The 12,469-nt window shown below is 49.9% G+C and carries 11 protein-coding genes and 2 pseudogenes; 10 read left to right on the top strand and 3 right to left on the bottom strand.

Annotated elements, in window-relative coordinates; translation table 11 throughout:
• Positions 1–320 precede the first annotated feature (320 nt).
• The 6 genes and pseudogenes from K5I40_RS04790 (at position 321) to K5I40_RS04760 (ending at position 4,345) form a co-directional block, all read left to right on the top strand.
• Positions 321–1,307, top strand: coding sequence for a DarT ssDNA thymidine ADP-ribosyltransferase family protein (locus K5I40_RS04790; protein WP_223075399.1), 987 nt, complete (start codon positions 321–323; stop codon positions 1,305–1,307).
• Positions 1,225–2,036, top strand: a pseudogene (locus K5I40_RS24095) (DUF6977 family protein). Before K5I40_RS04790 ends, K5I40_RS24095 begins: the two are co-directional and overlap by 83 nt.
• 13 nt (positions 2,037–2,049) lie before the next feature.
• Positions 2,050–2,292, top strand: a complete 243-nt coding sequence (locus tag K5I40_RS04775; RefSeq protein WP_251929542.1) for a hypothetical protein — start codon at positions 2,050–2,052, stop codon at positions 2,290–2,292.
• A complete protein-coding gene (locus tag K5I40_RS04770) occupies positions 2,289–2,552 on the top strand; it encodes a hypothetical protein (RefSeq protein ID WP_223075402.1) in 264 nt (87 codons plus the stop codon). The genes K5I40_RS04775 and K5I40_RS04770 overlap by 4 nt, the downstream gene beginning before the upstream one ends.
• Before the next feature lie 337 nt (positions 2,553–2,889).
• A complete protein-coding gene (locus K5I40_RS04765; RefSeq protein WP_223075403.1) occupies positions 2,890–3,627 on the top strand; it encodes a DUF4145 domain-containing protein in 738 nt (245 codons plus the stop codon).
• Between the two features lie 115 nt (positions 3,628–3,742).
• Positions 3,743–4,345: pseudogene (locus K5I40_RS04760) on the top strand (tyrosine-type recombinase/integrase).
• A gap of 169 nt (positions 4,346–4,514) precedes the next feature.
• Here the strand turns inward: K5I40_RS04760 and dsr1 are convergent.
• The gene (gene dsr1, locus K5I40_RS04755) at positions 4,515–8,342 is read right to left on the bottom strand and encodes an anti-phage defense-associated sirtuin Dsr1 (RefSeq protein ID WP_223075404.1); all 3,828 of its coding nucleotides are present in this window, start codon (positions 8,340–8,342) and stop codon (positions 4,515–4,517) included.
• 267 nt (positions 8,343–8,609) lie between these two features.
• On the opposite strand from dsr1, the gene K5I40_RS04750 reads away from it, so the two are divergent.
• The gene (locus K5I40_RS04750) at positions 8,610–9,101 is read left to right on the top strand and encodes a DUF523 domain-containing protein (protein ID WP_223075405.1); all 492 of its coding nucleotides are present in this window, start codon (positions 8,610–8,612) and stop codon (positions 9,099–9,101) included.
• A gap of 90 nt (positions 9,102–9,191) precedes the next feature.
• Here the strand turns inward: K5I40_RS04750 and K5I40_RS04745 are convergent, their stop codons facing one another.
• Positions 9,192–9,683 (bottom strand): GNAT family N-acetyltransferase, encoded by a 492-nt coding sequence (locus K5I40_RS04745; RefSeq protein WP_039028560.1) that lies wholly within the window; start codon positions 9,681–9,683, stop codon positions 9,192–9,194.
• A 70-nt stretch (positions 9,684–9,753) separates the two neighbouring features.
• Entirely contained in the window at positions 9,754–10,173 is a 420-nt protein-coding gene (locus tag K5I40_RS04740) for a translesion error-prone DNA polymerase V autoproteolytic subunit (RefSeq protein ID WP_039028559.1), read from the bottom strand.
• 244 nt (positions 10,174–10,417) lie between these two features.
• On the opposite strand from K5I40_RS04740, the gene K5I40_RS04735 reads away from it, so the two are divergent.
• From K5I40_RS04735 to K5I40_RS04725, 3 genes are all read left to right on the top strand, one after another.
• On the top strand, positions 10,418–10,609 hold the full coding sequence (locus K5I40_RS04735) for a hypothetical protein (RefSeq protein WP_223075406.1): 192 nt from the start codon (positions 10,418–10,420) through the stop codon (positions 10,607–10,609).
• A 219-nt stretch (positions 10,610–10,828) separates the two neighbouring features.
• Positions 10,829–11,554, top strand: coding sequence for a hypothetical protein (locus K5I40_RS04730; protein WP_138369116.1), 726 nt, complete (start codon positions 10,829–10,831; stop codon positions 11,552–11,554).
• Between the two features lie 18 nt (positions 11,555–11,572).
• Positions 11,573–12,463 (top strand): LysR substrate-binding domain-containing protein, encoded by an 891-nt coding sequence (locus K5I40_RS04725; RefSeq protein ID WP_039028557.1) that lies wholly within the window; start codon positions 11,573–11,575, stop codon positions 12,461–12,463.
• The last annotated feature ends 6 nt before the right edge of the window (positions 12,464–12,469 follow it).

The raw sequence follows: 12,469 nt of genomic DNA, 5'->3' as shown, positions 1-12,469 counted from the left end.
TATGCTAGCCATGCTTTCCTTCGTTATGATAAAAAATGAGCACTTCCGCTTTTCGCTCGCAGCAGACCTTATGACCACGCCGCCTGTCCGCTGCGTGCCAACAGCGAACGTTTGTGGTTCTAAAACACTCTTTGGTGTGGCCAGTATATGTCTAGATTACCCGTTGCGATTCAATCGGCTGACATTACCTATCACGATTAAAAGGTAAACTCATGAAAAATAATGAACTAATGTCCATTCGTTTCTTGAATACATACAGTGAAAGGAATAGCATCATTTTCTACCATTAGAACCTACTCACGATTACAAGCAGAGGCAGTATGTGGACTGTTATCGGCATACTTTTTGTTTTAGGCATTATTGGCAATGCATTCAGTAAGAAGAAAACACCGCCAGCACGACCGAAGTTCCCCCCCACGGTAGTACACCCTGAGGCACCGCCGAAGATAGCCCCAACACTTGTTGTTGCCCCTACGCCAGTTATATCGCCTGATGTAGGAGAAGTGCGGCTGGAGCGGCAGGACGCGATAATGCTGCTAAGCCAAGTGACGGGATTAAAGGAACTGCTGCTGACACGTTACGCTCTCACAGGCTTGACCAGACTCTCTCCGGCGTACGCGTCAGATCTGCACTTTGCCTTTATGCGTGAACTGAGAAATTTGCATTTTTATGCGATCCAGAATTATGACTGGCGCAACTTGATCGATTATACGAGCATCAAACGTAAGCCGATTTCAGCCCTATATCATTTCACCCATATTTCTAATCTACAGAGCATTCTTGAGCACGGGATTCTCACTCGTCAGCAACTCGAATCGTCTGATCAGCCATTTTACTATAACGATAACCTGCGCCTGGATGGTGTGCGCGATTCAATTTCGCTTTCGGTAGGACATGTGAACAATAAAATGCTTTATAAATACACCCAAGGGCTGAACGATCATGAATGGGTCATACTGAAAATCAAAACCGAGTTGATTACCGGCCCCCTGAGCCCATCGTTTGACCATACCAATTTGCTCAACCGCAACGTATATTGCAGACATAATGCTGCATCGTCCGGCGTGACGTCCATCAGTATTGCCGAACGCCAAACTTACAGTGCATTCAATGCCATGTTCGTCGGTGACAATGGCGAAGAGCACGATCTACCGGTAGATGTTCAGTCGGAGATTCTTCATCTTGGCACCATTCCGACACACTTTATCAGCGAATTAATTTTCTATGGGCAGGAGAACGTTCCCGCCTGGCTTAACAATTTGCCGCAGCGTATCGTGGTGGATCCATCCCGTTTCTCATTCAGGTAACCCTATGGCTATACGTCCGGTATTTATTCCCAGAGAAGATGGTCCCGCGCTGGTAGAGATTGTAAACGTCGATTTTGAATGGTCACCAGGGCTGTCCGTTAGCCAGAAGCAGAAATCTATTGCCTCTTTGCACTCAAATTTTCAAAAACAATTTCCGGATGCCCGGACACTTGAGGTTTCCAGCAAATCAGAAGAAGAACTGGGTCGGCAGTTGAGTGCATTTAATATGGGAGTGACAAGTAAAAATGGTCACTTTATTAGCGTGGAATCGCTGTTTCAATCCTCGAAAGTGTTTGTTTCAGACTCCGGAATCCTGGGTCCATTTCGCGACTGATGCTGGCATCACCTAAAGAGGCGAAGCAGTCAGAGAAGCTGAAAAATGCAGGGGTTTTAAAGCATTTTTCCTTCCGACCAATCGAGGCTCGCGAGGAAGAGATTTGGCCTACAGAGCCGAAAACAGCTTTTTATGACTGGTTATATTTGAATACACTAAACAATTCACCATTGAAGGTACATCTTGCTCACTATTCAGCGTTCACCGATATTGAATTTAATCCTGACAAATCAATTAATTGTCAGGCTTATTCGGTGGCACTGTGGTGTGCACTGACCCGACGTAGCCTGATTTCAGGGGAGATCCCTGGCCGGGAAGATTTCTTACGTCTGGTCACACAGTTTACGATCCACAACACCAGCGATGGTGTTCCTCGCAATATGAGTTTGTTCTAAAAAGGCAGGAGAGATGATGGCCAGACGTTCGACGATTGGTAATAAAACCCGTGACGTTATTGCTGAAATGAGATTCGCCACCATCCCGGTCGCGCGGCGCAATGAAATTATTGACGAAGTACAACAAAAGTACTTGGCACGCCTTAACGAGGTGAAATCCCATGTGAATAACCTGCCTCCTGCTCAGCGCGAGGAGTTTCACCAGACTCTGGCAACAATGCTAACGCAAGTGACTTTTAAGAGGAGCGAGACATGAGCGAGAACAAAATCCTGGCATCCGTATCTTCTTCATTGAAAACCGTCAGCGCAGGAATTAACACACTGAATGAGAATATCGGTTCTTGGGCAGAAGAGTATGCCTTTCGCGCCCATCAGGAAAGTTTGCTTGAGCTGGAGGTGATGGTGATGGAAATGGCGTTGAAGACGGTGCAGGAGAAAGCAAAACGTGAGAAGGAGTATCAGGAACTGCTGAATGGGATGGACCCACAGACTCGGAAAATTTTTGACAAACTATGATTGCCGCCACGTGGTCCAGCTGGGGGCATTCACAATTAGCCCTCCTGTTAATGAATATACCGCGCTGTAAGTAATGTGTTTATTAGTTATAACAACAGGTGCGAGCTTCCACTTTTTCGCTAGCAGCAGATGCCCGGGTCGGTTGGCTGACCGCTTCGTGCCAGAAGCGGACCTATAGGGGTTCTAGAAGAACGTTAATATAGTGACCAATTTATGGCGACCACTTCACAAGTCATTCATAGGTATGCTTTTGAAAACTCCGGGAATAGATTAATGTGTATACATTCTTACCTGACATGACTATCTATGTCACAGCAGCTATCGAGGGCGTTGTAAAATGGCAGTACATAAAATCTCTGAGCAATTTCATGGCAGTTTGAGTGTCGACTGGCCGTGCCCCATCTGTCATCAAAAAACTTTGCAAATTATAAAAGACAGTTTCATTACGAAAGAATCGGCCGAAACTCGTGGGTGCTGGAGTGAAGATTGGTTCGAGCCTGAAATGAGCAAATCAGTGTTCGTCTGCATGGCGGAATGCGCAAGACCACAGTGTAAAGAAGTTGTGGCTTGCTCAGGTATTGGTGGTACAGATAGATACTGGGATGATGACATTGGAGACCATCTAGAAAATTGGTATCGCCCAATGTCATTCTCACCGGTACTGCATCCTTTCCTGATTCCTGAGCAATGTGCGGAAGAGATAAGAAAACCGCTTACCGCTTCCTTCTCAGTTTATCTCAGTCAGCCTGGGTCTGCAGCTAATCTGATCAGAATTACGGTTGAAAGGATGCTTACGGCCATCGGCGTGCCTGAGTTAAATGACAAAAATAACCGAATTATGCTTCACCATCGCCTCGAGAGCCTTGAGGGACAATATGCGCCTTATAAAGACACCCTGATGGCCATAAAATTTCTAGGAAATGCCGGTAGTCATACCTATGACGAAGTAAACATTGATGATATCGAAGCTGCATTCGGGATTATGGAATATGTAGTGAATGACCTTTTCTCTGGTAAGAAAGAGTCTATTGATATTCTTTCCAAGCGTCTCCACGGGAAGTTTGGAAAACAGTAAAACGGAATAGCTTCTATTTTAGGAACCATCTCCCATTGTAGGTAAGTACTACCTTTCGCTTTTCGCTCACAAGGGACAACCATACTCAATCTCCTACATTGCAGGAGATTTGAGTATGAACACGTCAGCGTGGAACAAAGACCGTATCATAGGCCAAGAAAGACCACTTCAGATATCTCATATCTGGGGTATCCGAATCCGGCTTGAACTGGAAGGTAAAACGCGCTATTTAGCTCTGTTCAATATGGCCTTAGACAGTAAGCTTCAAGGCTGTGATCAGATCAAACTCAAAGTATCTGATGTTGCATATGGTAGCTCTGTTTCAAGCAGAGCAACGGTGTTGCAACAGAAAACCGGTACCCTTGTACAATTTGAGATAACCAATGGGACAAGAGAAGCTGTTGCTGCATTGATAAAACTTAGCAAGTTGCACACTAAAGACTTCTTGTTTCGGTTTAGGATCTGAACTAACCATCACATTTCAATCCGGCAATACAACCGAATCTTTCATGGGTGGGTAGAAAAGCTTGGTCTCGAAGATTCGCTTTACAACACATATTCTATCAGAAGAACAAAACTTTACCTGATCTACAAGAAAACCAAGAATCTCCGGGTGATCCAACTTCTGTTGGGTCATAAGAAACTGGAAAGCACAGTCCGTTATCTGGTTATTGAAGTAGATGATGCGTTAGAGATCTCTGAATCGATTGAAGTCTAAGGTTGTCATGGCTGCAACAGCAGCCCTGTGCCATGAGCGGACTTTTAACGCCGCAAATCACCGACAGACAAAAGTTGCATAGCGAGGCGCGAGCGACACAGTATTTGTCTGTCCGTGTGTATTTGCCTGATTAGACCTCGCTGCTCATATGGCTCGAGACCCGTTACTTTCACAATCCATGCCTTCGACAATATTCACTTAGTCGCTGGTAGCGAGCATCTTGCTCAAGCTTTGTATCAGCTTGCACGATTTGTTCCAAACACGGCCCCAACTCACTGAGCCCCCACTGTTGGTCTGCAATTATGGCATTCAGCAAGCCCAGTGCGTCCGATGGATACCGGCTGCACATACCCGATTCGAGCAAAAGGTGAACGACGTAGTACGGGTGTTCGATCGGTTGCAGCCAGTCCTGCACCGCAGTCAAAGCCGCTGGGAATTCACCTCGTGCAGCAATCACCATACGAGCCAAGGACTCGGAGATGCGCGGAGTGGCCAAGTCGCGGGATTTTGGCCAGATCTGTTGCCAGAATGGCTGGGCACGGTTTTTCCAATAGTCCTCACTCTGATCGGCCGTACCTTCAAGGGCCTGGGAGAACGCCTGCGCGGATTCCTCCAGACCTTCTTGTGGAAGCGTGCTAATTGCCGTTCTGAACTCCTCCACGGTGTATCCCTCGGTCGGGCCCAATGCTGCGTAAGTCAGGATGGTAGCGAATTGCTGGCGGTGCTCGCCAAGATCAGCGTAGTGATTTGCGCTCTCCAGGAACTGCAACTTGAAGACTGTCAGCAACGGCTGGTACAGGCGCGGCGACCAGAGGAAGCCTTCCCACACGGCTTTTGCTTCGGCGGGGTTGCTCCAGTCAAATAAGGGCAACAGGTGCTGTTCGGTCCAAGGGCGATCTACGCGGAAAAATGCGATCAGCTGCGAACCCAGCAGCACCCGGCCATGGCGGAATCGATTTATCTGCACGTCGCACAGTATAGTGAAGATGAACTTCAACTCAGCAGGAAGCAGATCATTGTCATTCGGGTCCTGCTTGAACCACAGGTTGATAAGTGCTTGCGTGATATGCCCGATGGGATGGTTGATAGACGACCCGACAGGGTCATTGGTCTCGATTTCGTTTCGGAGAATGCGAGCCCCTGAGTCTCTTTCCAGCGCCAGGACGCGGCGGCAAAGGTTCAGCAGGATGTCCTCGTGACGGCTGATGGACTTGGAGGCCACCTCCATCCACCAAGTGACAGCGTGGTCAATCTCCTGAAGTACTGCATCAGGCATGGTCTGCACCAGCGGTGCAGCGTACCGCCAAGAACGCAACACCATCCCTTCTTTAGTCCAAGTTTGCAGAGCTTCACGCCACCGGCCCGCAGGCCACACCTCATCTTGTGATAGCTCATATAACGCGGATAAACTGTGAAAAAAGCGCGTGCGGCAAACTTCACACCATGTGTCTTCGTAGAAAGGCCTACGTTCTGGCATCGGTATTGCGAGCCATTGCACTAGGTCCTGCCGCTTACGGGGCGCTATGTCGACATTTCTACTTTCCTCGTAGTCTGGGTCACCGGTGCCGCTCATCCAATGAGAGAACTCATCACGATCGTTGGTTGCCAACTGCCATTCTGGGTAGGCAGAGGATATTTCCGTCAAACGTGCCGCCGCAGGCGCACCCAAAACGAGGCCAGATGTGCTGAGCTTGGCCAGATGTAGCCAGACGGAGCGTGCCACCAAGTATTGCCAGTATTCTGGTTCCAAGTCATCCTTATACATCTCGCGCGGAGGTCCCACCAAAATGGCTGCTTCCAGACGGTCTTGTGCAGTTCCTGCCAAATGTCGCCCCTGCAAAACAAACAGCCTGAATACCTCCCGTCCGGTATCTGTGGACCACAGCCACCACGCTCCTTCCACCAGTAACCAATTGACCCACCGATCGGGCGATATGCAGTCGTCTTTGCTCGCGGCAAACAGAGCCAGACGTTTGAAGGTGGGGTATGGCAATTCAAACCAACTCAGAGCTATATGCGTAGCGTGAGCGCTGTCGTTGGAGCGAACTACCAGCCATGCATCGCGAAGTAATTCAATCAGGCTCACCCAGTCGCGGAAACCCCGGTTCTGCCAGTGCGGAGTGATAGACGGTAGATCCCAATGCGATCGGTCGCTACGGTCGTCTGCCTCGCCCAACTCCCGCAACAGGTCCAGTGCATCACGCAACAACAGCTGGAAATCTTCCAACAGGTACGGCAAAGCCGATTGCCATGGATCGTCGGCAAGGTCGCGCAGCGTTGAATGCACATGATCGACGGCCAGCACCAACTCCCAGTCCACCAATTGCTTGATTCGTGAAGGCTCGTCGGTGTTGCTCGAATCATCGTCATCCCAGCGAAACGGCTTCTTCAACACCACTTTGGGAGAAAGTAACTCGCGTAACTCCAGGCGCAATGTGGTGGTCAAGCCCTCGCGCTTCAGGCGGCCTTGCCAGCGATACAGGTTGGGATCACGCCATGGCGACTTCACTCGGCCACTGAGAAGAAGCCGCCACAAGGTGGACATCAGGGGACCGGGAATAGCCTTGGGGGCATGCAAGAGAATATCATCCCGCTCGGAGGTATTGCCATCTCGCTCCAGCGCCGCGAAGCGCTCCAGTTCTTGCTCAATCAGTAACGCCCAACGGTCGTGTATTTGCCCGCCGCGTTCTGCAATCCAGATGATCAGTCTTGGATCGTCCAGATAACGAACCAGCCAGCGGGCTATATGGAACATCACGTCATCCCACTGGCTACCGCTGACGCCGCCAGAGGCCAGAAGGATCTGCGGAGCACGGTCATAGGGTGCAGGCCGCCGAATCAGGCTGAATCGAAGTTTGGTGTCGACCTCTACGTGCGGAGGCACATGGAAGCGCGGCAGATCAGTGTACTGAAAGCGTTCGTCCGAGAAGGCTTCCAACAGCCAGTCCAGCGGTGGGGCGGGATTGAGGTCCGCAAAGCGTTTTGCCGGTAAACCTGATTTATCTGACAAGGCCCAAAGCATCCGGCCAACGAAATCGTCCTGCCGTAAGCTGTCCTGCGGACGGGCAAGAGCATGTTTGACAACAATGGCCTCTTTACCCTGCACACCGTCGCGATAGGTATCTGCCCAAGCGTGCAACGTTTGGTGCAGCACTGAATGGTTATTGGTACCCGCCGGTACAGTATAAAGGATAGGTGTGACGCCTTTGGCTTCCCACTTGATGGCTTTCCGGTGCTCCTGCCCCGGTTCACAATCGCCCAGTGCCCATGCTTGAGGCGTGACCTCACCGAGCATCCGATCGGCCGCCAGCGCATCCATCATGTAGCGCAGTACCGGGTCGTTGATGCTGTAGCCCACGAAACAGACAACGTAGTTGCGGAACAACTCGCTCACGAAGCGGGCTGCCCAGCGCTCCGTGAGGTAGGCCAAGCCAAAGTCCCCGCTGGTGACTACAAGACGATTCAGGGCGGTATCGTCCGCCTTTTCTGGCAGCAGCCCATGCAGGTAAACCAGCCCATCCCAGCGGCTGTTTTTCGGAATAGGCAGCATCGGCGCTGTATAGGCTTGGAATGCTTGGTCCGTGCGTTTGGCTGCCACATGAAAGATGCGGTCAAAGTTGGTAGTGACCAATCGTACGGCACCCTCGCGGCTACGCGCTAAGCGCAACAGCGCCGCCTGGGTATCGGTAGCTCCCCTGCGACTGATCTTTGGCTTCAGGGCTTTTGCCAGCGCGCGACGGACGGCCAAACGCTGCCCCGGCAAGCGCCGTTCAAGCAGATCCAGTGTGGCGTCGAACTGACCGCGCTCGAAGGCCTCACGCTCAATTTCGGAAAGTGTTGTGCCGTTCAGCCGATAAATCTGATCCACTAAACCCTTGAAATCCGGCAAATCGGCAGGATAGGAAATTCCTGCTCCGCAGAAGAAAACCACGCGGCCTTCCTCGTGTGCCTGCAAAAGTTCATCCGGAATGTCAGGGCCGTGGGTGATAAATTGCATTCCTTTTCTTCCTATCCAATGTCTATATTCATTCGCGAAAACGAGGATTCAATGGGGCTAATGGCTTGTTATACCGGCCGTGAAAGGTCGGCTTACTCTACCTTGTAAGGTAACAAAGTCCAACGTCCGCTTCTCGCTCAAAGCAGACTCTCAGCCCCGTCCACTCCGTGTCAGGCGTGGACGTTCTTACGTTGAAATCCTTTAATTTATGAGGATGGAGCAAGCTGTTACAATCCTTCGTCTTTTTCATCCCGACACCCAGAAATAATGATAAATAAAATATTGGTCAGTGCTTGTCTGATGGGCCTGAAAGTCCGTTATAACGGAAAAGAGAAAGCGCAGATGACTCATCAACTTGCTCGCTGGCAACAGGAGCAGCGCCTGGTGATCCACTGCCCTGAGTTAGCGGCCGGGCTACCTGTTCCGAGACCACCTGCAGAGATTGTGTCGGCTGATGGTAAAGACGTAATGTGCGGACAAGCCAGAATAATTGAAAATACTGGAAGGGATGTTACGAAGCATTATCAACTTGCAGCCTGGCTGGCTCTGCAAGCAGCACGAGAATCCGGGTGCACTGCTGCATTGTTAACTGATGGTAGTCCAACGTGCGGAAGCCAGTTTATCTATGACGGTTCTTTCCGTAGTCAGCGTAAACCGGGTATGGGAGTGGCGGCATCGCTGCTCTCCGAACATGGCATTGCGGTATTTTCAGAAACGCAGTTTGCAGAGCTTGTGAGCTGGATTGAAGAACGGGAATGAAGGGTTCCCCAGGTTTAAGCCGAACGGTATCAGATTCGCTTTTCGTTCAGGATGTGCCTGCCGGGCTCGCGCCGCGGCAGGCGGTTTACATCAGAGCGTCATCATCATTTCATGCCAGGCCATGCCGCCGTGATCGGAGGCAGACGGCCTGATGTACTGGTAGCCAAAGTGGGCATAGAGATCGACGTGGCGATCCTTGCACATCAGGTGAAGGGTCTTTTTATTCATCGCTCTCATCTGCGACACGAATTCACGCATCAGCAGCGACGAATAGCCTTTGCCCTGGTGAGCCGGGTCGACCACCACGGACATGATCACCGCGTTTGGCGCCGCGGGATCGTGCCCCACCAGCTCCTTAAACTCTTCGTCGGACATCACCACATCCCACGCGCAGCCCGCATTAATAAAGCCGATGACCTTGCCCTCCAGCTCCATGCAGAGGAAGCCTTCCGGGTAGCGGTTAATACGGGTGGCAATTTTTTCACGCGTTGCCGCTTCATCCCCTTCATAGGCGGTGATTTCAATCTCAAAGCAACGATCGACGTCAGCAGGGGTTGCCTGGCGGAATACCGGGGTGGTCATGTTTTTACCTCTTCATCGTGTTATGGCCGACAGGTTACCTTTTCCTGAGTGCGTGTGCGTCAGAATTTGGCTAATCCGCCGACTTAACGATGTAGGTCACCACCCCAAAGATATCGAGAGAGTCCTCACTGCCCACAAGGATCGGCGAATAGGCGCTGTTCATCGGGTTAAGCTGCACCCTGGGCCTGAGCTGGAGGCGTTTTACCGTAAATTCCCCTTCCACCGCGGCGATAACAATATCTCCGTGCTGCGCGGTTCTGGCGCTGTCGACAATCAACAGATCGCCGTCGCCGATGCCGGCATCAATCATCGAATCCCCCGCCGCCTTGACGAAATAGGTCGAGCTGGGGTGTTGAACAAGTAATTTATTCAGATCGATACGCTGCTCAACGTAGTCCTGGGCCGGACTGGGAAAACCGCACTGCACCACATCGCTGAAAAGGGGGAGCGCAATCACCTCGCGCAGCGCTGAAAGTTGGTAAAACTCCATGATTCGTTCCTCGAATACTGTTTTTATATACAGTAGTCGTGACGAGAGGCGCAATCAAGTCGTGGGCCAGCAACGGCAGTTTATTGCTTAACCGCTTCGCTTATAAGTGATTATTGCAGCTAGAAATATTTGTTTTGTAAATGTTTTCAGGACGGGTGCGCAGCGATTCTTTCTGCAAAGCCCGGGGGATCGACTATTTTTTAATTTCAGACACCGGTTGTTTATCTGCTGAAAGGTAAATCCCATGCTTTCTAAGCTTATCGTTCTCGTCGTCGCTTTACTCTCCGTCAGTGCGCAAGCGAGTGCTGACAATACGCCCCAACAGCCCGAAAATAAGGCCGAGGTTATCACCCAGAACAGTGGCGATAAGGGGGAGTCTGATCATGAAAGCGTGGTATTCCTGGCGCAAGGCATGAGTGGATTTATTGGTTTTTAATGCAGAATTAGATGTGATGTACGAAATAAGATATCCTGTCGACTTCAGGACATTTACATCATCAGGCATTTACCAATGAGCATAATCGATATTAACAGGATGAAACTGTTTTTATGGCGTAAATATTTACCTTTGTTACAAAGTCATAGCGCCGCGAAAGGTACACCATACGACTATTATTCCGTTTTTTTAAAAGATGCAGAAAATAATCGTTATATTTTGCAGAACATACAGGACTGGGATAACGCCCAGGATGCCTCTTTATCATTATCGTCGCTGTATCAGAATGGCAATATTGTAAAAAAACTTGTCGATATTCCTGAGATGGACGCCGAAATCGTCCATTACAAAAAAAATTATGCGCAGACCTATAAAAGCATTATTGCATTTGCGCTCGATCGCACCCTGAAGGTTATTACGCTTAAAACCCAGATTGCCCGCCTGAAAGGCAGAGTGATTTCAGGCGCAAAATCGGATACCGAAACTATCAGCCGTGACCGGTTTAATTTACTCAGGCTACTGGTCGCCAGCTATGTTAATCAGCGGCCCTCACGCACCGCGTCCGGGTTTAGTGTGGATGAGGTGATCGCCCTGCTGTATGGCACGCTGTGGTATAAGCATATTAAAAATGAAGCCTTCAGACGAAAAATAAAACTGCTGCTGGAGTCGCTGGTGATAAGCGGAGATTTAACCGAAGACCAGGGTATTTATTACGTTCAGGGTCAGGCAATCACCACCCTCGTTGAGTATGAGAAAGAGGATCGCCGGGTTACTCAGCAACAAAAGATGCACAAAAATATTGTCCGCTTTATGTTCGTTATTACCGTTGCCACCTTATTGATTATTCTGGTGTTGCTGGGCATGGCCGGGATCGTCGATTTATCTGCCATCTGGCAAAAAATCCTGCAAATTAAACCGGTCCGGTTTATGCTGAAATTCATCTAAAAACAGGAAGTGACGCCAGTGGAACACAAGTTTGATATCAAAACCTTAAGAACCATTCATACGCTTTGCTCCTGCGGCAGCGTAATGCAGACCGCGAAGCTCCTGGGCGTCTCTCCCGGTGCCATCAGTTACACCCTCAACAAAGCGCGCAAAATCACCGGTTCGGCCCTCTTTTATCGTTCCAGAACGGGGATGGTGCCGAGCAGCCTGGCAGAAGAGCTCAGCCAAAAATATCAAAAAATAGTCAACGAACTTGACGTAGAGAGCGTCCTTTCCGCAACAGAGAAAAATATCTTTACCGTCAGCTGCTATTCCGTCCTTGAACTGCTGCTGTCAACCGCGCTAATTGCTACCACGGAGCAGCTCCCCCGCATCAATTTTTGTTCAGCCATTGAAAACGATGAAGCCAGAATAGCCAGGATCAGAAATAAAGAGGTGGATATTGATATTGGCACCCGTCTTCCGGTGAATAACTCCATCATCCAGCTTAAATTTTTCACCAGCGAAATCTCGGCCATTGTCCGGCACAACCATCCGGAAATCGGTGAAATATTTTCCCTGTCTGACTGGACGCAGCATCAGCATGCTATCTGGTCCCGGGGAATGCATTTGATCAGCGACAGCGTTGAACAAACCAACCGGTTTAATGCACTTTTCCAGACGCGTAATGTCGCCTTTGTCGCCAGCAGTACGCTCAATCTGGTGATGCTTTGCGCCCACAGCGACCTTATCATTTTGTTACCAACGTTAATTGCAAAAAATATTCAGCCCCTGCTCCCGATAAAAGTTCTGGATGTTCCAGCAGAACTTGATATGTCTTATGAGTGTTATCTTCATTATCATCACTCCCTCGCCACCAACCCCATGCTGGGAAAATTAATTCAGCAGTTTCAGTCTACGGTGACATAAGGCCAG

Origin of the sequence: Leclercia sp. LTM14 (genome assembly GCF_023736175.1) — a bacterium.
Classification (GTDB): Bacteria; Pseudomonadota; Gammaproteobacteria; order Enterobacterales; family Enterobacteriaceae; genus Enterobacter; species Enterobacter barmai.
The sequence above is the reverse complement of the archived record's forward strand: the minus strand, read 5'-3'. Positions and strand labels throughout refer to the sequence as shown.

What these genes read in the sequence shown, in the direction of transcription:
- K5I40_RS04790 (WP_223075399.1), top strand. Translation starts at nt 321, where the DNA reads ATGTGGACTGTTATCGGCATACTTTTTGTTTTAGGCATTATTGGCAAT.
- K5I40_RS04775 (WP_251929542.1), top strand. Translation starts at nt 2,050, where the DNA reads ATGATGGCCAGACGTTCGACGATTGGTAATAAAACCCGTGACGTTATT.
- K5I40_RS04770 (WP_223075402.1), top strand. Translation starts at nt 2,289, where the DNA reads ATGAGCGAGAACAAAATCCTGGCATCCGTATCTTCTTCATTGAAAACC.
- K5I40_RS04765 (WP_223075403.1), top strand. Translation starts at nt 2,890, where the DNA reads ATGGCAGTACATAAAATCTCTGAGCAATTTCATGGCAGTTTGAGTGTC.
- dsr1 (WP_223075404.1), bottom strand. Translation starts at nt 8,342, where the DNA reads ATGCAATTTATCACCCACGGCCCTGACATTCCGGATGAACTTTTGCAG.
- K5I40_RS04750 (WP_223075405.1), top strand. Translation starts at nt 8,610, where the DNA reads ATGATAAATAAAATATTGGTCAGTGCTTGTCTGATGGGCCTGAAAGTC.
- K5I40_RS04745 (WP_039028560.1), bottom strand. Translation starts at nt 9,683, where the DNA reads ATGACCACCCCGGTATTCCGCCAGGCAACCCCTGCTGACGTCGATCGT.
- K5I40_RS04740 (WP_039028559.1), bottom strand. Translation starts at nt 10,173, where the DNA reads ATGGAGTTTTACCAACTTTCAGCGCTGCGCGAGGTGATTGCGCTCCCC.
- K5I40_RS04735 (WP_223075406.1), top strand. Translation starts at nt 10,418, where the DNA reads ATGCTTTCTAAGCTTATCGTTCTCGTCGTCGCTTTACTCTCCGTCAGT.